Raw genomic sequence first — 20,629 nt, forward strand, 5'->3', positions numbered from 1 at the left:
GAGAATTAATTTCTCTTATCCTTTTTTTTATATTTAGCATAAAAACCATCAGTATCAGCATATATTGCATAAAAACCATATTCTTCAGCTTTTTTTATTGATGATTTAATGTATTGTCTTCCCCAAGAAGTAATGGCTTTTGCACACTCGAATGAATACCACCTAAATCTTGGAAAACCATAAATACCATACATAGTATTTGCTAATCTTTTAATAGCTTGTTGTTGTACATTTAATGCTTTTTTCTCGGTATCATCATCAGATGCTTTCATTTCACGTTTGATTCTAAAACGTTCCTGCAATATTTTATCAATGACTGAAGGAATAAAACCTTGTGGTTCTTTTTTAAATTTGAGACCATGCTCAGGAGATATATTATAATCTTCTTCATTATCCACATCCCCCAAATACATTACATCTGGAGATATGTTCTTTGAGATAATAATACTTGGATATAGGCTTCTAAAATCAAATTGAACAAGATTTTCATGTAACCCTTTCTCAGGTTCCCTTACATAACCCCCTTCATTATCTTCAGCCGCCGCCCTATTTGCAAAATTAGCTCCCTGTTTATTTGGAACTACCTCATTATCAAAATAAGCTTGTTTTACTAAGAACCATTCTGCTTGTTGACCCGTTGCCATACGAGAAACATCAAACAAAGGCTGACCAATAATACGAGTGAGCTCTAAATTAAGGGGCAAGGTTTGTTCGGCAATTTTTAATGTTGATACAACATCATCAAGAGAATAATCAAACAGATTATCTAATTCTTCACCTCCATTATCCCAGAACTCCCAAATCCTATCCCCCGGAACATCAATTTTTTCCTCACCAAATAATTCATAATAAACTCTTTCAAGAGTATATCTCTCAAGAGTCATGTATCTTCTCATGACCAAATATAAATCAACATGAATTAAACCTTTAAAAGATGCCGCATTAGCATATCCTCTTCTAATAAATCTAATATCTGATCCGTCCATTCCAATATCTAAATCAATTCCCAATATTTTAGCCCTGTCTTTAAGATATGGGAAATCAAAGTTGTCTGAATTATATCCCACAATAATATCAATATTATTTTCTTTAATGATTTTGACAAATTCTTCAATCATTTCTTTTTCAGAGTTCATTTGATTTACAAAATCATCACGGCAATCAGAATTTGTTTTAGTTGAAATAACTTGATTAATCCCAAAGTTACTTGAAACACCAATCATTATGATTTCATCAATTTCAGAGTTTGGCATTCCATGAGGATTTCTAACTTCCAAGTCAAAGCTCAAAATACGAAACTCTCGCGGATAATCGGGGGAACGTTTTAATTCATCTGTAAGTTTAATAATTTCAATGTCCTGTTTATTTGAATCTAAATCAAGAAATGAATCAATTTTATCACCAATTGCAACTACTTCAGTCATGGGAATAACATCCCGATCCATTAAATATCTTCTATAAAATGGAATATCGAATTCTCTAATCTGGACCACACTTTCCAAATCTCTTAAAGCATCCCTGTTTTTTGCAAGTTCTTGAGGATGATTAAATGTAACTTTTAAAAATTCCTTTTCAATTTGGAAGTCTTTTTTATTTACTTTTTCAATGCAAACAACATCAAAATTATTTTGAATTTCATCAATGCACTTATCTAAATCATCAGCCATAACATATAAATATGGTTCAAAGGTATCATCAAGTAATATAATGTTTTTATCACCATCTTTTGAAAATAACCTAATAACTGGCTTATTTTCATAGGTGACATAATCAATATCTAAAATAACAACATTTCTCTGCATTTATTCCACCCTCATAAGATATTCTTTTCTATAACTATCCAAAACTGTATATGTTATTCCTAAAATTAAAGGTCCCACAATAAAACCAACAATCCCATATACTAAAGGTCCTGCTAAGAACCCTACAAGTAAAATTAAAGGATGAATATCTGCATAATGGCTTGAAAGAGCTGGTCTTATATACATATCAATAGTACTTAAGAAAAAACCGAATAATAAGACCATTATTGCCCTTGGATAATTTCCACTTAACGCATCAATGAAAAACAAAGTCCAATAGATTGGCCATGGTCCGAATATTGGAATTAATTGTAAAATACCAGTTAAAACACCTAGAAATATTCCAAATGGATAACCCAAAATAGAATAGCCAATGCATCCGAAGATTCCAATTATTACTGCAGTTAAAAAGTGACCATAAAATATGCTTTTCAACACATCTTTTATATTATCAACAGTTTTATCAAAAAATTCAACAGAACCCTCTGGAACAAAACTTTTAATAAAATTTAAACAATTATCTCCATCCCTAACAAAATAAAATACCGAACAAACCAAAATAAATAAATCCAAAGTAAGATTAGCAAATTTACCTAAAAAACTTACACCATAATTCATAACATAGCTTGCAATTGTTTCAAATGAAGAAATAATAGATTGAGAAATCTCATTTGGATTAACATCAATATGCAAATAGGTTATTAATTTTAAAATAGATTCATTAATATCTGCAGTAGAACTAGATGCAAGCATAGTTGATGCAACTGAAGAAAGTTCATATGAAATATACCCTACAAGAGCAATTAATGGAATCAAAACAATAACCATTGCAATCAATATAGAAACAGAAGAAAATTTTAATTTTGATTGAATCTTAAAAGCTACTGGTCTAACTAAATAAGCCAAAATAGCTCCCAAAACAATCATTTTTAAAGCAGGAAATATGAATATTAATGAGGTTATTAATAAAAAACAAATTAAAAGAACTGGAAAATTTAAATATTTCTCAATTTCAATTCCCATATTATCAACCTTAATTTAATATTTAACACCAGATGCATCTCTTCTGTATTTTCCAAATTCAGTGATTTTATTTATCTTATCATTTTCAAAAACGGGCCCCTCAACACATATTCTCCAACCTTCACTATCCACACAACATTGACCGCATATGCCGATTGCACATTTCATGTATCTTTCAAGAGAATATTGTGCAGATATTCCTGCTTCTTCAAGAATATCAAATATTCCTTTCATCATTATTTCAGGTCCGCAAACAAATGCATAATCATAAGTTGAATCTTGAAGTAAATTACGAGTACAATCTGTTGCAAAACCTTTAAATCCGAAACTGCCATCATCAGTACAATGATGAACATTAGCACCCAATTCTTCAAGTGAAGTAGCATATAATAATTCATTTTTAGTGACTGCTGCTGCAACAACATCAATTTTATTTCCTTTTTTGATTAAGTCAGAAACAATTGCATTAATAGGAGCCATTCCAACTCCTCCACCAATTGCTAAGATTTTTTTGCCTTCAAATGAATTATTAAATCCATTACCATAACTACCTCTAACACCAATTTGATTCCCAATTTTTAAATCATGTAATTGAGAGGTAAATTCACCAATATTTTTAACAGTAATTGCCAATTCATTATCATTAATCTGAGCAATAGACATTGGTTTTTCATTTTTAAAGTTCCAAATCATTACAAATTCCCCAGGATTCGGTTTTCCTAATGATTTCATATTCCAATCAAATTTGAAAGTTTTAATTGTAGGAGTTTCATCAATAATATCAGTTATTTCAACAATTTTTGGTTCATTAATCATAATTACAACTCCCTATGTGCAAGTCCAACCATATCATCAATAGATGAAAATCCTTTTTCAGTCATGAATCTTTCCAAACCTTCATTAATATGGTCAAATACTTCAACACCTTCATCCATTATAGCAGTACCTATTTGAACTGCTCTTGCACCCGCATAAATAAATTCCACAACATCTTCCCAATTATAAATTCCGCCAACACCAATTAACGGAATATCAACTGATTCATAAACGGAATAAACATTACTAATAGCTATTGGCTTAATTGAACGACCACTCATACCTCCAAATTTATTAGATAAAACTGGACGAGCAACATCAATATTGATCTTCATTCCCGGACCTAATGTATTGATTAAAGATAAACAGTCAGCACCTGCATCTTCACAGGTTTTTGCAATTTCAGTAATATCAGTTACATTAGGTGTTAACTTAGCAATAATCGGCACATCAGAAGCATCTTTTGCTGCTGAAACAATTGTATGACTTAAATTACAATCCTGTCCAATAGAAGCACCATAACCATCCATTGCATGAGGACAAGAAATATTCAATTCAATCATGTCAACTAATTCTTGAACCTCACAAACCAATGATGAAAATTCATCAGGTGTTGCCCCATAAATTGAAGCAATAACAACACTATTTTTCCTTTCAATTTTTTCCAATTCCTCTTTAAAATTAGCAACCCCCGGATTTGAAAGTCCGATTGCATTAATAATGCCCCCTTCAACTGCAACAGTTGTTGGATTAACATATCCCGGATGAGAATTTAAAGAAAATGATTTTGAAACAACCCCACCAGCACCTGATTTTAAAATCCAGTTCATTGATGAGGCATTACTTCCCATGATTCCTGCAGCCAACATCAAAGGATTTCTAAATTCAACTCCACAAATATTAGTTTTTAACATGGTATCAACTTTGTAATTAATTATTTAATTAGTTTTTGTTAATTTATCAATTATTTCTTGATATTTTTCATTTTGTAATTTTAAACCAATTATATTGGTTTTATTAGATTTAATTATTTCTTCTTTGGATTTAAGTAAATTTGAAATTTGTTCATCTTGTTTTTCGATAATGGAATCCTTTTGTTTTAATAACTCACCATATGTTTTAGATATCTTTCTAAGTTGAATTTCAAGATTTTCAGTATTGTTACTTACTTGAATTTTATAATCATCAATTAAAGATCTGAGATACCTAACTTGATCCTGTTTATCCTCAATGATTACTTCTTTTTCTTTAATTTTATCAGATAAATCATCCAATTCACTCATTGTGGCTTTATCATAATCTATCTTTGTATCAAGTTTATCCTCCAAATTTTTCTTTTCATATTTTAATTTAGTTGCATATAACCTCAGTTTATTAATTTCTTCTTTTTTATTTTCCAACTCAATATTGAGCTCATCAATTTCGGCATTTTTAAGTTCCAATTCATATTTTAAATCTTTATAACTTCCATCTGACATAATCTCAAATCCAAAAAGACAACAACAATATACTAATTCTATTATCTTTAAATAAATTAAATCTTCGTATACCATGAAAATGCTTATTAAAAATAAAAAAAATATTTAATTTCATGGAATGTTATATAACTTACTCAGTTAAAGGATTTTTAGCATTTAATAGTGAAAATGAATTAATATCCGAAAAATTATTTCCAGAAGATAAAATAATTGACAGATTAGCTGAAATTGATGACAAAAAAATAGTTGAAGAAGAATTAGAAATAATTGAAGAAGTTTCAAGTGATTATGATGAAATTATCATTGAGTCAAACAAAAGACGTTCTGATTATGATAATGAAAAAATAATTGTAAAAACACCAAATCAAGGTGGGGAATATTTAAGAAACAATTATGAAAAATTTAAATTAGATTCAGAGGAAATAACTTCAATTTATAGAAATTTAGCAATTTATAAAATCAAAAAAGAATCAGCTTCAGAAGATAAACATCTAATCCAAGCTATTAATTCCATTGATGAAATTGATGAAAGCATTTCTAAACTAATTGAAAGAATTAGAGAATGGTATGCTCTTTATTTCCCAGAAATGGATGTCATTCATAATAATGAGACATACATAAAATTAATATCACAAAATAAGACAAAAGAAAAGATTATTGAAGCAAAGCCTGATGCGTTTCCAAATGATATTATTGACCTTGAAGAGGATATAAATCCTTTAGATTTAGAAATTATGAATAATTATGCTAATTCTATTTATGAACTCCAAAAATCAAGAAAAAATATTGAAGATTATATTGATAAAAAAATGGAATCAATTGCACCTAATTTAAAACTTTTAGTTGGATCATCCCTTGGTGCAAAGCTAATTTCACATGCCGGAGGCATTAAAAGACTTGCAGTTTATCCATCAAGTACTGTTCAAATAATGGGTGCTGAAAAAGCATTATTTAGACATTTGAAAAGTGGAGACAGACCTCCCAAATATGGATTAATTTATCAACACCCACAAGTAAGAGGTGCAAAATGGTGGAATCGTGGGAAAATTGCAAGAATGCTTGCTGGAATGATCTCATTAGCTGTTAGAAGAGACGTGTTTACGAAAACTTTTGATGAAAATGTTGCTGATGAATTAACATCAAAAATTGAAGAAATAGAAAAAAATAACCCATTTCCAACAAAAACAACAAAAAGAAGAAATGAAGAACGCTCCAAATCTAAAAAAAGTAAGAAAAAAGGGAAGAAAAGGAAAAAAAGGAGATAAAGCATGAATGTATATTTTAAAGATGGAAATGTAGCAACTAAGAATTTAAATCCTGGAACTTCAGTTTATGGGGAAGAATTAATTCAAGAAGATGTTGAATATAGAATATGGAATCCTAGACGTTCAAAATTATCAGCAGCACTATTAAATGGACTGGAGAATTTAAAGCTTGAAGATACTTCAAAAGTATTATATCTGGGTGCTTCAACTGGAACAACAGTTTCACACATTTCAGATGTCTTAATTAACGGAAGAATATATGCCGTTGAATTTTCACCAACAACAGCTAAAAAATTAGTTCAACTTTCACGTAAGAGATTTAATATTGCTCCGATTTTAGGAGATGCAACAAAACCTAAAGAATACCTTAACATTGTCGAAAAGGTAGACTTAGTATACTGTGATGTTGCTCAACCAACACAAAGTGAATTGTTTATGAAAAATATCAACATGTTCGCAAAAGATAATGCACAGGGACTTATAACAATTAAAGCTAGAAGTATTGATGTAGTACAAAAACCAAAAAAGATTTTCAAGGAACAAGAGAAGAAATTGAAAGAAAAAGGTTTTAAAATTATTGAAAAAGTGAAACTGGAACCTTACGAAAAAGACCATATTGCATTATTAGTAGAGAAAAATTTTTAAAAAAAATCAGACAGTTTTCACCATCAAATAAGCTAAAAAATAGCTATGAGAAATATAAAAAATTACTACAAAAAAGCTGAAAAAGTATTACTTAGATAGCTTTTTATACTAGAAAATTTAAAACTATATGTGCTAATGCAAATAAAATAAAAGTTCATTAAATTGTCCTTTAGGTTGATTCACTCTATTAATCACTCCATTTAATTAAAGCCTAAAGGCATGAACTTATTTTATAAAAATATTATTTTTTAAAAGATTTTATTTTAAAGACCATTTTACTAATTTTAATCGAAAAAAGTATTACTCTTAAGAGTTCGAATTCCCTACAGATTTATTTATTAAATTAGAAATTTAATTCATAGGAAAGGCAACAACCAAATTAATTTTTAATAAAACAAATTTTTCAGATGAACAAACAAGATTACATGAAAAGATATTTATGAAAATAGCCCATTTCATTTGAAGTTCAATTTTTCATATAACTTAATAAACCAAAAATAATATTAGAAAAAGATTTGATTAAATAAAAAATATACCTAATTAAATGAATAATAGATATAATATTCCATGATATAATTAGTTATAAAATAAAAATAATAAAATGAATTATATAAAAATCATCCAAAGTATATGTTAATATACATGTGAAGACAATTTTTTTGAAATTACATCGAAAATAACTTTTGCAATTTCCCTTTTTGAAGCTAGAGGAACAGTTAATACTTCATCATCAACTATAAGGACTTCATTATTGTCAGATCCGAATTGACACTCATTTTTAGAGATATCATTAGCAACAACAATATCCGTACCGGCATGTTCAATCTGCTTTCTAGCACAACAAATGATTTCTTCCTTTGATATATTAAATTCAGCTTTAAAACCAACCAAAAAAATATTAGGATTTATTTTCTTAACTTGGCGAATAATTTTAGTTGCAGGTTTTAAATCCAATGATAAAGAACTATTTGAATCTATTTTTTTATCATTTTTCTTCTTAAATTCAAAATCTGAAACTGCAGCAGTAGATATGAATATATCAAAATCAGGAATTAGATTTAAAATAACATTATTCATCTCATTACCCGTTTCTACATGAATAACATCGAAAACAGAAGGAATCTCGACACTGACTTTAGCCACAACTAAAGTTAAATCCGCACCTCTAATATATGCTTCTTTTGCAAGTGCCAAACCCATTTTTCCAGAAGATTTATTTGTAATGCCCCTTACAGAATCAATAGGTTCATATGTTCCACCAAGACTTATTAAAACCTTTTTTCCTTTAATAAAATCAATCCTTCTTATTTAGATTAATAGTCCTTAAAGATTCAAGTACAATATCCTCTTTTGATGGGAATTTAGCTTTTCCTTCATCCATACGAGGTTTAATAAAACTAGCTGATTTTTCTTGTTTAATTTTATCAATATTTCCCTTAATAGCTTTATACATTGAATCATGCATGGATGGAACAAATATTATTGGAGTATCATGACCATAAGCAGTTATTAAAAGAGTAGAAATTGCATCATCAGCGATTTTATATGCAAATTTAGAAATGGTATTAGCTGTTGCCGGAGCAACCAATATCAAATCTTCTTGAGAGTACTTAACATGCTCAATTTGACCTGTCAATTTAGTTACTACATCACTTCCCGTTGCGAACTCCATTGCATTTGGATGTATAATTTCACATGCAGCATCACTCATAAAACATTTTATTTCAATATCATTACGTCTAAATTCACGAGCAAGTTTAATAGATTCGGTAGCTGCAATACTACCCGTGACACATAATATAATCATATAATTCCTCCAAATAATTAAAAAAAATGATTATGTAATTTGAATATCAGATAGTATATAATCAAATACATATAAGTTATCTTCAAAATCATTTACCGGTGCGCTATACAACATAACATAAGCCTGTCCACCTTTTTCAAACCAAACAGCCTTGTGCTCTTTTACAGTGCCATTTTGATTAGAAGAATACATATATTCATATGCATGAATATTACTTACCATGACTTCACCTGAAGAGGTTAAATTGAAAGAAGAATCTCTTTGCATTGACCTATAGGTGTTATTCAAATAAGTATAAAAATCTCCTTCAATAGCTTTTTTCTCAAAATTAATATTAACTTGACCTACACCAGCGGAATCAACTGAATCCAGTTTAGATATTGACATTATTGAATAATTAGAATCGGACTGAGAATAACCCCAATTAGAAGGGTAATGAATAACAATACCTCCTTTAGATAAAGTCATCATAGTGATATCTGAGTTATCTTCCTGAGCATTAACACATGAAAATGCGCAAATAATTAAAAATATAAATGAAATGATTATTAGACTTCTTTTTAAAACATTATTTTTCATAAAACCACCAATAATTATTCATCACTTCTTCCATTAGATTCGGAACCACCACTATTACTTGATGACCCACTACCTGATCCAGAATCACTACCTGAAGATCCGGAACCCGAATCACTACCTGAATAAGTAGAATCACTTGAACCAGAATTTCTACCCCCATCAGAGTAATCAGAATCACTTGAAGAATCTTCAGTAGTTTTTACATTATAACTAGTAGATGAATAATTAGTATTAGATGAAGAAGTAGTTTTTGTAGTATTTTTAATATCTTCAGTAATATCAGGGAATGCAGTATCATGAACCATAGCTACGGTAGATGTTTCAGAAATATTGTTGAAATCTAAATTAAAGACACCATAACCTACACCAACAGTGAAAGCTACAACCAACACCAATAACAACACTAATTTAAATGTTCCACTACTCATTGATTTTTTTTCTTTTTTGTTATACTTAGCATCACCCTTTTTAGGGTTGATAATATATTTTTGAACTAAATCCTGTTCTTTTTCTTTTTTATTTTTGGTAGGTTTTCTACTTCTTTTAATTGAAGTAGTTTGATTTGATTTACCCTGCATAGATCTAATTCTTTGAGTAGCTTCTTTTGCATCAATAGAATTTAATTTATCTTCATATTTAGAACGAAAATAACTATATTTCTCTGGAGAAATCTTTCCAGAACGGTAATCAACTTCCAAACTATCCATAATTTTTAGAAGTTTATCTCTATCATTTGGCATTCCTACCCTCCCTGAATCATTATAATATAATTTTATATTAGAACAATAATTTATAGTTTACCTAAATTCAGGATAAGAACCCAAAACTTTTAAAAAGTAAGTTTTTTCTTGGATTTCATTAATGATATTGCGAATAATATCATCATTTCTATGCCCATTGAAATCAACAAAGAAAAGATATTTGCCCAAACCTTTTTTAGACGGTCTGGATTCAATTTTAGTTAAGTTAATATCATTTTTCTGGAAAATCCCCAAAACATTATATAACCCACCAGGCTTATCTTCATAAATAGAAAATATAATAGAAGTTTTATCACAGCCTGTTGGTTCATGATCATCTTTTGAGACCACGACAAACCTTGTTTCGTTATTATCACTATCCTGAATATTTGGTTTAATTATTTCTAAACCATACAATTCAGCTGCTTTTGAATTTCCAATAGCTGCTTTAGTTTTATTACCAATAATATTTTTAGCAGCATTAGCAGTACTTACCGCATAATGAGGCTGAATTTTATTTTTAACAATAAACTCTTGACATTGGGCGATTGCTTGAGAATGAGAATAAACATCCTCAATATCTTCCATTCGGGTTCCATGATTTACCATCAAATTCTGATTAATTGGAATAATAATTTCGTCAAATATTTTCAAGTCAAATTTATGAGCAAGGGAATCTAATGTGATTCCAACAGGCCCTTCGATTGAATTTTCAATCGGAACAACCCCATATAATGACTCTTCATTAACAACACTTTCCAAAACTGCAGGAATAGTGCAATAAGGAATTAAATTATCACCAATCATGTTTGCTGCTTCGTGGGTGAAAGTTCCTTTAGGTCCTAAAAATGAAATTACTGATATATTAATACCCCCGAAAAAAATAAAAAAAGATATTAAGATTCTAATTTTGCAATTAATCTTAATATATCTGTTTGTGTTATAATACCAATGACCTTACCGTCTTCAACAACAGGCAAACCATTGAATCCTGTTTCAATCATGATTTTAGAAACATCACTGATTGACATTTTTTTAGATACAGAAGATGGATTTGAAGACATGATATCTTCAACAAGAACTTCTTTAATTTGAGATTTTTGATGTTTTTCAGGAACATTTTTTCTAAAGTCAATGAATGCCCTCATCAAATCTTTAGATGTGATTATTCCTTTAAGTTCATCTTCTTCAATAACAGGCACCCTTCCAATATGGGCATCAATCATTAATCTTCTTGCATGAATTAGCCTATCAGTTGGGGAAACTGCAACTACATCACCAGTCATTATTTCTTTTACAGTTATCTTATCAAATGCAATTCCAACAGCAAGAGTTACAAAATCTGCTTTAGAAACAATTCCTATCATACCCTCACCAGATACGACAGGGACTGATCCAATACCATTCTCCAACATTAATTCCGCTACATCACCTAATTGCATGGTTTCTAAAACTGTGATTACATCTTTAACCATTACAGATGAAATATGAAACCTTGATGCAGGCATGCCTTCAGATTTTGAAGATCCAAGCTTGTTAGCGATATCCCTTTCAGAAACAATACCAACAAGTTCTTTATTATTTGTTACAGGCAAACGAGAGATATTGTGTTTGCGTAATAATTTTAATGCATCAGAAAGATTTTGATCTTTGTCTATTGTGATTAAATTTTCAGACATCAAATTCTTAATTTGCATTATTATCATCTCCTTATTAATTATACAATATTATGCTCTTCTAACTGAGTTTAAAACATCTCTTTCAGTAATAATACCAACTATTTCATCATCTTTAATAATTGGTACGCCACCTATATTTTTTTCAGCGAATAATTGGCATAATTCACCAATAGTCATTGTTTGTTCTACTGTAATTGGGTCTTTAACCATAATTTCTGATACAGTAATTTTTAAAACATCAGAAGCTAAATTTGAATTTAAATTATCGAACAACTCTTTTGCATTTAAGAACCTAATAACATCAGTTGATGTTAAAATACCTAATAATTTTTTATTTGCTTTAGAAATGTCTGCTTCTCCACCAACAATTGGAATTCTTCTTAATCCATTCCTAACCATTATTTTACATGCACTTTCTAATGGTGTTCCAGGGGTAGTGGTGAATACTTTAGGACTCATATATTCATGCACAGTTTCTTTACCTGCCATGCCTGCTAAAGATAATGCAATATCTCTTTCAGTTACAATTCCTGCAAGTTTTCCATCCGCATCAACAAGAGGAATAGCCCCTAATTGATTGTCCAGCATTGTTTTGAGAGTATCACCAATTGAAACTTTTGTAGATAATGTAATTAAATCACGAGTCATAATTTCTTTAACAGGTTCATTAATTGCTGCTAAAAAGTTATCTTCATATTTTTTCTCAATAATGTTGAATTTTTTTCCTCCACCAAAGAAATCTAATATATCCATTACTGTTACAATACCTAACAATTTACCAGAACCAGGATCGGTAATTGGTAATCTTCTAAATTCATGTTCCATCATTACTTTAGCAGTATCTTTAATAGATTTAGTTGGAGGAATAGAAATAACTTCTTTAGTTGCAAGAGCCATTATGTCCCCTTCCCTATCGTGAACTTTAGTCACATGTTCAACTGCACCAGTATTTGATTTTCTATTAATGGATGTTTTATCTTTCATTTACACACCTCTACTATCAAATCACACATCAAAAAAATAAAATCAAAATATTAAAAACAAAATTCATTCAATATCCAAAATTTTATGGATTTGAGGAATGGTGGAAACATCAAAATATTGTCCAACAACTTCAGAATATTCAAATAATCTAAAATTAATATCTTTCCAATCTTTCAAAGGACTAGAAGGCTGGATAATTATTTTAAGGTTACTTTTGTTTGAAATATTTTTTGATAATTTTTCAATTACCTCTTTAAATGATTCTATTTTTGTTGAAGGCAATATGACCACTTTACAATATACACTTATGGACTTCTCCCTTAATAAATTTACTGATTTAATCTCATTTAATAAAATATCCTCATTAAAATTGCCATTAAAATGTTCAGGCAACTTAATATCTAAAGAAACAACATCTAATTGTTCAATTTTATTAATATTATCTGGTAATGTACCATTAGTTTCAAGCATTATATTTAAATTAAAATTTTTGCTAACCTCTGAAATAAACTCAGGATATAAACTCGGTTCACCACCTGTGAATGAAATAGTGTTACAATCAGGAGTTAAAATTTTATTAATTTCTCTGCAGACTTCATCAACCGTCATTAATTTTCCTGATTTTTCAGATTTGCTATCTTCAGTATCACAGTACTTACAATTAAGATTACATCCAGCGAATCTGACAAAAATTTGCCTTTCACCAATTAAAAGACCTTCGCCTTGAAAACTTGAAAAGATTTCAATAACTGGAGCTTTCATTATAACTCTTTCCTATATTCTGCACCTTGACCAATACCTTCATTAACACAAACTGCAACATATTTTAAGTTATCATAAGACTCAGATAATTTTTCTGCCAAACCTTCAGCAAAATATTTTGACAATTCTTCAGCAGAAGTATACGGAAGAGGCAACAATACACAATCCACAGAAGGAATTGAATATCCTTTACCGTCAATTTTAAATTGAATTGTTTTATTTTCCTTTAATCCATCAATTGAATCAGTTTTTTTATCAAAATCTTTGAATTCAATTAATTCATTGAAAACAGGAATCAATAATCTGTGATCAAGTTCATTGCAAAATTCTTTTGTAAATCCTTTTACATCTTTAAAATCAACAACAAATTCGAATTTTCCTGTTCTTTCACCTTCAATTTCAACATCTACAAAGTAAGAATGACCATGAATAAATCCGCAAGATTCATGGCCAGGAATTACATGAGCAGATGAGAACCTTAAATTTGATTGAATTCCATTAACTAAAATTTTCATCCTAACACCTTTGTTTTACTTATATCATTTTCAATTGTTTGTAACTCATCAATGAATCTGGATGCAGTTTCATTGATTAAATCTGACAAATTATCTTTATTAAATATTTGAGTTCCATTTTCATCTTTAATATCAAATAACCCAATTGTTTCAACATCATCCGGAGTTCCCTTATCTTCCAAGTTAAGTGCAAAGTGTATTTTTGCAGAGCTTAATGAAATACTAGCTATTGAAATAGATAATTTCCCATCATCCACAAAAATATCATCACCTTCCCTTTTAGTTTTAATTCCATACTCAGTAAGGATTTCTCTAAAAATCATTACAATAAGTCTTTGTCTTAAATAAGCAATCCTCATATTTGGAGGTTGTTGATCAAAGAATTCACAAATAAAATTAACCATATAGTTAGATTTTATCTCAAGTCCAACATCAGCAAAATCTTTTAAGTTATCGGGAGTGATATTAACCGGACCAATCCAAGTTATAATCGAAGAACCATAAACTCCAAATTCCTGAAAAGCCCAAGATGGATTGATTTGGCTTCCATCATATTCAAATATTTCATCAATATGTTTATGAATAATAGACATAAACTAATTTAAGATTATATTTTTATATAAATATTAAGATTAAATGAAAAATTAATTTAAAGATGTATTATAAAATAACTTAATTAGGAGATAATAAAATGGAACAAGTAAGAACAAGAGACTTTATTTACACAAGTGACGATTTATATTTTGCATCAACAAATTATATACATCCAGAAGACAGAGTGATTTCATTTTTAAGATACATTCCAGATCCAGAAGGAGATAGGGAAAAAGATGGTAAAAAATACAGAAAAGTGGGATCTGCAGAAGCTTATGAATACTTAAGAGAAAATCATCCTGATTATTTATATTTCTGTGATGTTACAAATGTTGAAATGATGGGAGTTCCATTAGATAAAGTTAAAAGAATAATAAAACCTGAAAAAAGACTTTTAGGTCTTAAAGATACTTTTGACAATGGAGGGGAAGTTAAAAATCCAGAACTTATTGCAAAATTAATGGATGTTGCTGACTTTTTCCATTTCATGGCAAATATTCCTTATGATCACTTAGGAATCTCAGGTTCCATTTTACCGGGACTTCAAAAAAGTGATGTTTCTGATTTGGATTTTGTCGTATATGGTCTTGACAACCATAGAAGGGCAATTTCTGCTTTTAAAAAACATAGAGGAAAAGAAGTATATATCAAAGAAGTTGACAAACACATCACGGTTGAAGGCATTACAAATGATTATTGGGATTTTGTATACAATAAAAGAATGAGTGATGAAAGTTTAACTAAAGAAGAATTCAGATGGTATGAAAATAGAAAAGCAAATAGGGGAACAATAAATGGAACTTTATTTGATATTCTAGCTACTAGAGACTATGATGAAATTGAAGGAACTTGGGGAGACACTGTTTATGAACCTCAAGGCATTGCTCAAATTGAATGTGATATCGTAAGTTCTCTTGGTGCATTCGATAACCCTTCATCTTACACTATTGAAAATTTAAAAATATTGGAGGGTGTTGAAGCACCTATCAAAGAAATTGTTTCATTTACACACACTTATGCAGGTGAAGTAATTGATGGAGAACATATAATAGCAAAAGGAAAAGTAGAAAAGGTAACTATCCAAGGAAAAGAAGATTATTACAGAATAGTTGTTGGAACCACACGTGAATCAATTGATGAATATTTAAAGCTTAAAGAAAGTCCTGCTTAAATGAGATCTAGCATTCAAATTTTTAAATATAATGCAATTCAACAAAAATAAAAGGAAATAATTAACTATTTAATTATTTGCTTTTTACTCCATTTTAATTTCCATGAATGAAAAATATTCACAGCATGATTTTTAAACAAAATAATAATATGTAATAAACTTATTACATATTTTTTAAAAACTTTCTAATTTTCTAATTGAATAATATTTAATATCATAAAATACTTTAAACAATTATTCAGCATTTTTAAATGAAAACCAAACAAAATAAAGCAAAATTAATTCAAATAATTTATAAACTTCAAGTTACAAAATACTAATGTTATATAATGTAATGTGATAAAATGAGTGAGAAAAGAATAGAATGGAATAGTAATTTTGCATTCATGATGGCTATGATCGGTTCAGCTGTCGGACTTGGAAATATTTGGCGTTTCCCAAATGTTTTATATTCCAACGGTGGAGGATCTTTCATGATCCCTTACATCGTTTCATTATTCTTATTAGGAATATCATTTGTTCTAGTAGAATATGCAGTTGGATTTAGATTTAAAAAATCAATTGGAAGAATACTATTCTCAATTAGTAAAAAATTAGAACCAATAGCATGGTTTATTGTATTAATCGTATTTTTAATCACAACATACTATGTTTGTGTTGTTGGATGGGATTTAATTTATGTTGTTTTAAGTTTCACAAAAGCATGGGGTGCAAACCCAGATACATTCTTTGCAAGCAACGTATTGCAAGCAACAGATTCAATATCTGGAATATTCCAAATTGTACCAATTGTGCTTGCATCAGTATTTGCTATTTGGTTTATGATATGGTTTATTGTTAAAAGAGACTTGAATGATGGAATTGGAAACGTAAGTAAAATTTTATTACCAACACTTTGTTTAATGGTAGTGATAATTGTTGTATTTTCATTAACCTTACCAGGAGCATCAATTGGATACACACAGATATTTACCCCTGATTGGAATGCACTAACTAACTTAAATGTATGGTTAGCAGCATTTGGACAAATTGTATTCTCCCTTAGTTTAGGTATGGCAATTGCAATGACCTATGCAAGTTACTTGCCGGAAAAATCAAGGTTAATTGACAGTGCAGTAACAGTTGCATTCTCAAATTCCGCTTTCGAAGTATTTAACTCAATTGGAATATTCTCCATTTTAGGATTCATGGCCTTATCTACAAAAATTCCATTTGATCAACTAGTAACTGAAGGAACAGGACTTGCATTTGTAGTATTCCCACAAGTATTCAACACTATGGGACCAATGGGATCAATTATTGGACCATTATTCTTCATATGCATATTATTTGCAGGAATTACATCAGCTATAGCTCTTCTTGAAGTAGTCACATATGCAATTTCTGAAAAATTTAATATTGAACGAAAAAGAACAGTTACAGTGATTTGTATTGTAGGATTTTTAATCTCAACCATGTTTGCAACCGGAATTGGAAGTACAATACTTGGAGCATTCGATGCATTCTTAAACAACTTTGCATTATTACTCGGAATCCTTATTGAATGCATAATCTTCGGTTGGATTTACGACTTTAACAAGTTAATAGAAACATTAAACAAAGATTCAAGAATCAAAGTAGGTAAAACTTGGAAAGCAGTAATTAAATACATTTTACCAATTTGTATTGCTGTTTTATGGATACAAGGAGTTTACTCCACAATTACAAGCTCAGATAATTTAAGTTTAACAATTATGGGAATACTAACTGTAATATTAATTGTATTGCCAATCGTTTTCGCCAAATTACCTGCAAAAAATGAAGATTACTACAAAGTAGACTAAATGAATAGCTAACAATTAGCTATTTACTTTTTTTATTATTTTATTTTAAAGCAAGCACAAAATTATAATATCAAAAATTTTAAAAAAAAGATAAGTAGTGGATTAAAGAATCCACCACCGAATTAACACTCAAATCCACCATCACATCTGATGATTTGACCATCAACAAATTCAGACTCATCAGAAGCAAGGAACAATGCAAGTGCTGCAATATCTTCTCCTTGACCTACGCGTTTCATTGGTGCACCGTCAACCATCATTTGTAATGCTTCAACTCCACCAATACTATCAACCATTGCAGTGTGGATAGCACCCGGTGCGATACCATTACATCTTATTTCTGGACCAAGTTCAAATGCCATTGATTTTGTAAGACCTGCAATAGCATGTTTAGAGCTAATGTAACCCACAAAACCAAAGTGAGCAGCATAAGATGCGACTGAACAAGTGTTAATAATAGTACCTTTTCCTTTTTCTTTCATTACAGGAGCTACTAATTGAGTTAAATATAATGCAGCATAAACATCTACATCAAATACTTTATCCCATTCTTCTTTAGTCATTTCTAAAAGAGGAGTGACACTTAATAAACCTGCATTGTTGAATAAAATATCAACAGTACCATATTCTTCCATAGTAGTATCGAAAACTTTTTTGATATCATCAACATTGGCCATGTCAGCAATAACATAAATTGCTTCATTTCCCTCTGATTTAATATCATCAACAACAGCTTTAGCTCTTTCTTCGTTTCTTCCAGTTACAACAACTTTTGCACCTTCTTCAGCAAAGAGTTTTGCGGAATCACGACCCATACCTGAGGTTGAACCGGTAACAATTGCTACTTTACCATCTAGTTTTCCCATGATAACACTTCCTTTAATTGATTATCTATGATCTCTTTATCAAATATGGCATATATTCAATAATGAATTCTTGGTATGTTATAATATATTTTAAATAATATTTAAAAATTTATAATTGAATTTAATATTTATCGAACAAATGTTTGAAATATTAACATGAAATGAATTTTATTTAATAATCAACAATTATAATCTTTCATTGAAAAAATTACCTAAAATTGATCTAATTAATCCTAAAAAAAATATTCATAGATATTGACTAAATTTAAATGATTCAAAACTTGTAATTATTTATATTAACAGTTTATAACTAATTATACAGAATTTAAGAGGTAAAAATATGATAAATTTATCTTCAATAAAAATGCACATGTATTGTCCAATGAGTTTATATCTAAAAACACATGTTGATATTGATGAAAATGACATGTACAATTGTTATTTGGAAATTAAAAACTTAAAAATAGATATTCAAGATTTAATGCAAAAAAATATTCGTAAAATCAAAAGAACAATGAGTTTAGAAGAAATTGAAAAAATATTATCTCAAAATATTTATGAATACATAGAAAACACAACTAAATCAATGAAATCTTCAAATATTGAAATCACTTCAGAACAGATTAGCGAGATAAATGATGAAACATACTTCAACATAAAAATATTAAGCATTAAATCAAAAAAAGCAATGACAATATTAAATAAAGATGGATTTGGCATTACAGAAATGTTTTTCCCAAATTGCCTTTATTCATATTTAATTAAAGATACACAACTTGAATTAATCGGAATATGTGATAAAATAGAGATAATTGACGGTCGATATTATCCAATAAGCATTAAAAGCTCAAATCCACCAATAAAAGGAGTTTGGGATCAGGATGCAATAGAACTTGTTGCTAATGCAATACTTCTTGAAGAAGAATTTGATACAGAAATATTTGTAGGATTTGTCGATTATAAAAAAATTGGTGACAGACGACCTGTAATAATGGATGTGAATCTTAGAAAATCATTATTTAGTGTGATAAGGGAAGTTAAAGAAATAATTGAGAATAAAAAACTTCCAAACATTAAAAGAAATTCTAAAAAATGTAGAAACTGTGAATATGAAAATATTTGTATGAAAAAATAAGTTAGCAATATCTTAATTTATTTAAAAACGAATATTGCCATCTAAACGTTTAATATTAAATACTGCAGTATCTGCAATAGACATTACCGCCAAAACACCAGCCTGAATTGGATCAGTGATAATTAAATCAGCATAATCAGTAACACTACCAGGCATATTAAGTGAAATTACAATTAAATTACTCTCTTCTTTAACTTTTTTAACCGCACGAGTAATTTCACCACCCATAAGCGAACCTGCTAAAACTAAAGCACTAACACGAGGAAGTCTTGAAATAGCCTCAATAGCTTCAGCTAATGATTTTTCACCAACTAATGGAATAGTATCAATACTAATACGTTCACCACGTATATTATGCCTATCTGCCTCCGTGATTGCACCCATAGCTACTTGAGATACTTGTGCACCACCACCAATAATAATTATACGTTTACCATAAATATCTAACTGAGAACCATGCAATTCAACGGATTTAATTTCTTTGATTTTTTCTAAATCCTTTATTAAATCTTCAATATTTTCAACATGTTCAAGTTCAAGATTAATGGAACCCATGTTATTTTTTTCAACAAAAAGATGAACATAACTAATATTAGCACCATATGCAGTGATAACATCAGTAATATCATATAATACACCTTTTTTCTCATCAGATTTAATCGTTAATGTATAATCATTCATTTTTTGGCCTTATCTTATCTAATTCAGCATGTGCTTTTTTCCACATACTCAAATAATTATCATATTTATTAACTGGAATGATATCCAGTCCTAAATCCCTATGTTCTTGAATCCATTCTTCATTAAAAACAGGAATTTCAATTTTAATTGGTTCAGAGGTTTTATTAACAACAATAAGATTTCTATAAGGGAAATCCCATTCAACAATGTATCCTCCAAGACTTATTATGTGATACGGCCTCATAACAAATTTCATAAATAATT

23 protein-coding genes are annotated in these 20,629 nt (G+C 29.3%); 5 read left to right on the forward strand and 18 right to left on the reverse strand.

Translation table 11 applies throughout. The features are described from left to right. Positions 1–5: 5 nt before the first annotated feature. The 5 genes from EDC42_RS00905 to EDC42_RS00925 are packed head-to-tail and all read right to left on the reverse strand — an operon-like array spanning position 6 to position 5,119. Positions 6–1,802 carry a DNA-directed DNA polymerase gene (locus tag EDC42_RS00905; protein WP_069575685.1) on the reverse strand — a complete coding sequence of 599 codons (1,797 nt, stop codon included), beginning with the start codon at positions 1,800–1,802 and terminating at the stop codon, positions 6–8. Further along, a complete protein-coding gene (locus tag EDC42_RS00910) occupies positions 1,803–2,825 on the reverse strand; it encodes an AI-2E family transporter (protein WP_069575686.1) in 1,023 nt (340 codons plus the stop codon). It lies immediately after the preceding gene. 15 nt (positions 2,826–2,840) lie between these two features. Continuing rightward, complete coding sequence (locus EDC42_RS00915; RefSeq protein ID WP_069575687.1) at positions 2,841–3,641, reverse strand: dihydroorotate dehydrogenase electron transfer subunit; 801 nt, start codon at positions 3,639–3,641, stop codon at positions 2,841–2,843. Between the two features lie 2 nt (positions 3,642–3,643). After that, a complete protein-coding gene (locus tag EDC42_RS00920) occupies positions 3,644–4,555 on the reverse strand; it encodes a dihydroorotate dehydrogenase (RefSeq protein WP_069575688.1) in 912 nt (303 codons plus the stop codon). Between the two features lie 24 nt (positions 4,556–4,579). Further along, positions 4,580–5,119 (reverse strand): coiled-coil domain-containing protein, encoded by a 540-nt coding sequence (locus EDC42_RS00925; RefSeq protein ID WP_069575689.1) that lies wholly within the window; start codon positions 5,117–5,119, stop codon positions 4,580–4,582. A 113-nt stretch (positions 5,120–5,232) separates the two neighbouring features. On the opposite strand from EDC42_RS00925, the gene EDC42_RS00930 reads away from it, so the two are divergent. Next, complete coding sequence (locus EDC42_RS00930) at positions 5,233–6,384, forward strand: NOP5/NOP56 family protein (RefSeq protein ID WP_069575690.1); 1,152 nt, start codon at positions 5,233–5,235, stop codon at positions 6,382–6,384. Positions 6,385–6,387: 3 nt separating this feature from the next. Then, a complete protein-coding gene (locus tag EDC42_RS00935; protein ID WP_069575691.1) occupies positions 6,388–7,029 on the forward strand; it encodes a fibrillarin-like rRNA/tRNA 2'-O-methyltransferase in 642 nt (213 codons plus the stop codon). Between the two features lie 633 nt (positions 7,030–7,662). Here EDC42_RS00935 and EDC42_RS00940 read toward each other — a convergent pair. The 10 genes from EDC42_RS00940 to EDC42_RS00985 all read right to left on the reverse strand — a co-directional run bounded on the left by EDC42_RS00940 (position 7,663) and on the right by EDC42_RS00985 (position 14,688). Beyond that, positions 7,663–8,298, reverse strand: coding sequence for a phosphopantothenoylcysteine decarboxylase domain-containing protein (locus tag EDC42_RS00940; RefSeq protein WP_069575692.1), 636 nt, complete (start codon positions 8,296–8,298; stop codon positions 7,663–7,665). Positions 8,299–8,323: 25 nt separating this feature from the next. Next, positions 8,324–8,836 carry a flavoprotein gene (locus EDC42_RS00945; RefSeq protein WP_069575693.1) on the reverse strand — a complete coding sequence of 171 codons (513 nt, stop codon included), beginning with the start codon at positions 8,834–8,836 and terminating at the stop codon, positions 8,324–8,326. Positions 8,837–8,866: 30 nt separating this feature from the next. Beyond that, on the reverse strand, positions 8,867–9,415 hold the full coding sequence (locus tag EDC42_RS00950) for a PsbP-related protein (protein ID WP_069575694.1): 549 nt from the start codon (positions 9,413–9,415) through the stop codon (positions 8,867–8,869). A gap of 14 nt (positions 9,416–9,429) precedes the next feature. Next, positions 9,430–10,155 (reverse strand): hypothetical protein, encoded by a 726-nt coding sequence (locus tag EDC42_RS00955; RefSeq protein ID WP_069575695.1) that lies wholly within the window; start codon positions 10,153–10,155, stop codon positions 9,430–9,432. Positions 10,156–10,212: 57 nt separating this feature from the next. After that, positions 10,213–11,019 carry a prephenate dehydratase gene (gene pheA / locus EDC42_RS00960; RefSeq protein WP_091698719.1) on the reverse strand — a complete coding sequence of 269 codons (807 nt, stop codon included), beginning with the start codon at positions 11,017–11,019 and terminating at the stop codon, positions 10,213–10,215. Positions 11,020–11,051: 32 nt separating this feature from the next. Then, a complete protein-coding gene (locus tag EDC42_RS00965) occupies positions 11,052–11,852 on the reverse strand; it encodes a CBS domain-containing protein (protein ID WP_069575697.1) in 801 nt (266 codons plus the stop codon). Positions 11,853–11,882: 30 nt separating this feature from the next. Next, positions 11,883–12,818: a CBS domain-containing protein gene (locus EDC42_RS00970; protein WP_069575698.1), complete on the reverse strand. Its 936-nt coding sequence runs from the start codon at positions 12,816–12,818 to the stop codon at positions 11,883–11,885. A 63-nt stretch (positions 12,819–12,881) separates the two neighbouring features. Continuing rightward, the gene (locus EDC42_RS00975) at positions 12,882–13,580 is read right to left on the reverse strand and encodes a 7-carboxy-7-deazaguanine synthase QueE (RefSeq protein WP_069575699.1); all 699 of its coding nucleotides are present in this window, start codon (positions 13,578–13,580) and stop codon (positions 12,882–12,884) included. Then, entirely contained in the window at positions 13,580–14,095 is a 516-nt protein-coding gene (locus EDC42_RS00980) for a 6-pyruvoyl trahydropterin synthase family protein (protein ID WP_069575700.1), read from the reverse strand. Before EDC42_RS00980 ends, EDC42_RS00975 begins: the two co-directional genes overlap by 1 nt. Further along, positions 14,092–14,688 (reverse strand): DUF366 family protein, encoded by a 597-nt coding sequence (locus EDC42_RS00985; protein WP_069575701.1) that lies wholly within the window; start codon positions 14,686–14,688, stop codon positions 14,092–14,094. The genes EDC42_RS00980 and EDC42_RS00985 overlap by 4 nt, the downstream gene beginning before the upstream one ends. 98 nt (positions 14,689–14,786) lie before the next feature. Between EDC42_RS00985 and EDC42_RS00990 the strand changes: the two genes are divergently transcribed. Together EDC42_RS00990 and EDC42_RS00995 are read left to right on the forward strand one after the other, a co-directional pair. Beyond that, the gene (locus EDC42_RS00990) at positions 14,787–15,860 is read left to right on the forward strand and encodes a DNA polymerase subunit beta (RefSeq protein WP_069575702.1); all 1,074 of its coding nucleotides are present in this window, start codon (positions 14,787–14,789) and stop codon (positions 15,858–15,860) included. 344 nt (positions 15,861–16,204) lie between these two features. Next, positions 16,205–17,683, forward strand: a complete 1,479-nt coding sequence (locus tag EDC42_RS00995; protein WP_069575703.1) for a sodium-dependent transporter — start codon at positions 16,205–16,207, stop codon at positions 17,681–17,683. Positions 17,684–17,805: 122 nt separating this feature from the next. Here the strand turns inward: EDC42_RS00995 and EDC42_RS01000 are convergent, their stop codons facing one another. Further along, positions 17,806–18,549 (reverse strand): SDR family NAD(P)-dependent oxidoreductase, encoded by a 744-nt coding sequence (locus tag EDC42_RS01000; RefSeq protein ID WP_069575704.1) that lies wholly within the window; start codon positions 18,547–18,549, stop codon positions 17,806–17,808. Positions 18,550–18,889: 340 nt separating this feature from the next. On the opposite strand from EDC42_RS01000, the gene cas4 reads away from it, so the two are divergent. Beyond that, the gene (cas4, locus tag EDC42_RS01005; protein WP_069575705.1) at positions 18,890–19,684 is read left to right on the forward strand and encodes a CRISPR-associated protein Cas4; all 795 of its coding nucleotides are present in this window, start codon (positions 18,890–18,892) and stop codon (positions 19,682–19,684) included. Positions 19,685–19,705: 21 nt separating this feature from the next. Here cas4 and EDC42_RS01010 read toward each other — a convergent pair whose 3' ends face one another. After that, positions 19,706–20,365 carry a DUF5612 domain-containing protein gene (locus EDC42_RS01010; RefSeq protein WP_069575706.1) on the reverse strand — a complete coding sequence of 220 codons (660 nt, stop codon included), beginning with the start codon at positions 20,363–20,365 and terminating at the stop codon, positions 19,706–19,708. After that, positions 20,358–20,621, reverse strand: a complete 264-nt coding sequence (locus EDC42_RS01015; RefSeq protein WP_069575707.1) for an energy-converting hydrogenase B subunit P — start codon at positions 20,619–20,621, stop codon at positions 20,358–20,360. The genes EDC42_RS01010 and EDC42_RS01015 overlap by 8 nt, the downstream gene beginning before the upstream one ends. Positions 20,622–20,629: the final 8 nt, after the last annotated feature.

This window comes from Methanobrevibacter gottschalkii DSM 11977, assembly GCF_003814835.1.
Lineage (GTDB): Archaea > Methanobacteriota > Methanobacteria > Methanobacteriales > Methanobacteriaceae > Methanocatella > Methanocatella gottschalkii.

What these genes read in the sequence shown, in the direction of transcription:
- EDC42_RS00905 (WP_069575685.1), bottom strand. Translation starts at nt 1,802, where the DNA reads ATGCAGAGAAATGTTGTTATTTTAGATATTGATTATGTCACCTATGAA.
- EDC42_RS00910 (WP_069575686.1), bottom strand. Translation starts at nt 2,825, where the DNA reads ATGGGAATTGAAATTGAGAAATATTTAAATTTTCCAGTTCTTTTAATT.
- EDC42_RS00915 (WP_069575687.1), bottom strand. Translation starts at nt 3,641, where the DNA reads ATGATTAATGAACCAAAAATTGTTGAAATAACTGATATTATTGATGAA.
- EDC42_RS00920 (WP_069575688.1), bottom strand. Translation starts at nt 4,555, where the DNA reads ATGTTAAAAACTAATATTTGTGGAGTTGAATTTAGAAATCCTTTGATG.
- EDC42_RS00925 (WP_069575689.1), bottom strand. Translation starts at nt 5,119, where the DNA reads ATGTCAGATGGAAGTTATAAAGATTTAAAATATGAATTGGAACTTAAA.
- EDC42_RS00930 (WP_069575690.1), top strand. Translation starts at nt 5,233, where the DNA reads ATGGAATGTTATATAACTTACTCAGTTAAAGGATTTTTAGCATTTAAT.
- EDC42_RS00935 (WP_069575691.1), top strand. Translation starts at nt 6,388, where the DNA reads ATGAATGTATATTTTAAAGATGGAAATGTAGCAACTAAGAATTTAAAT.
- EDC42_RS00945 (WP_069575693.1), bottom strand. Translation starts at nt 8,836, where the DNA reads ATGATTATATTATGTGTCACGGGTAGTATTGCAGCTACCGAATCTATT.
- EDC42_RS00950 (WP_069575694.1), bottom strand. Translation starts at nt 9,415, where the DNA reads ATGAAAAATAATGTTTTAAAAAGAAGTCTAATAATCATTTCATTTATA.
- EDC42_RS00955 (WP_069575695.1), bottom strand. Translation starts at nt 10,155, where the DNA reads ATGCCAAATGATAGAGATAAACTTCTAAAAATTATGGATAGTTTGGAA.
- EDC42_RS00965 (WP_069575697.1), bottom strand. Translation starts at nt 11,852, where the DNA reads ATGCAAATTAAGAATTTGATGTCTGAAAATTTAATCACAATAGACAAA.
- EDC42_RS00970 (WP_069575698.1), bottom strand. Translation starts at nt 12,818, where the DNA reads ATGAAAGATAAAACATCCATTAATAGAAAATCAAATACTGGTGCAGTT.
- EDC42_RS00975 (WP_069575699.1), bottom strand. Translation starts at nt 13,580, where the DNA reads ATGAAAGCTCCAGTTATTGAAATCTTTTCAAGTTTTCAAGGCGAAGGT.
- EDC42_RS00980 (WP_069575700.1), bottom strand. Translation starts at nt 14,095, where the DNA reads ATGAAAATTTTAGTTAATGGAATTCAATCAAATTTAAGGTTCTCATCT.
- EDC42_RS00985 (WP_069575701.1), bottom strand. Translation starts at nt 14,688, where the DNA reads ATGTCTATTATTCATAAACATATTGATGAAATATTTGAATATGATGGA.
- EDC42_RS00990 (WP_069575702.1), top strand. Translation starts at nt 14,787, where the DNA reads ATGGAACAAGTAAGAACAAGAGACTTTATTTACACAAGTGACGATTTA.
- EDC42_RS00995 (WP_069575703.1), top strand. Translation starts at nt 16,205, where the DNA reads ATGAGTGAGAAAAGAATAGAATGGAATAGTAATTTTGCATTCATGATG.
- EDC42_RS01000 (WP_069575704.1), bottom strand. Translation starts at nt 18,549, where the DNA reads ATGGGAAAACTAGATGGTAAAGTAGCAATTGTTACCGGTTCAACCTCA.
- cas4 (WP_069575705.1), top strand. Translation starts at nt 18,890, where the DNA reads ATGATAAATTTATCTTCAATAAAAATGCACATGTATTGTCCAATGAGT.
- EDC42_RS01010 (WP_069575706.1), bottom strand. Translation starts at nt 20,365, where the DNA reads ATGAATGATTATACATTAACGATTAAATCTGATGAGAAAAAAGGTGTA.
- EDC42_RS01015 (WP_069575707.1), bottom strand. Translation starts at nt 20,621, where the DNA reads ATGAAATTTGTTATGAGGCCGTATCACATAATAAGTCTTGGAGGATAC.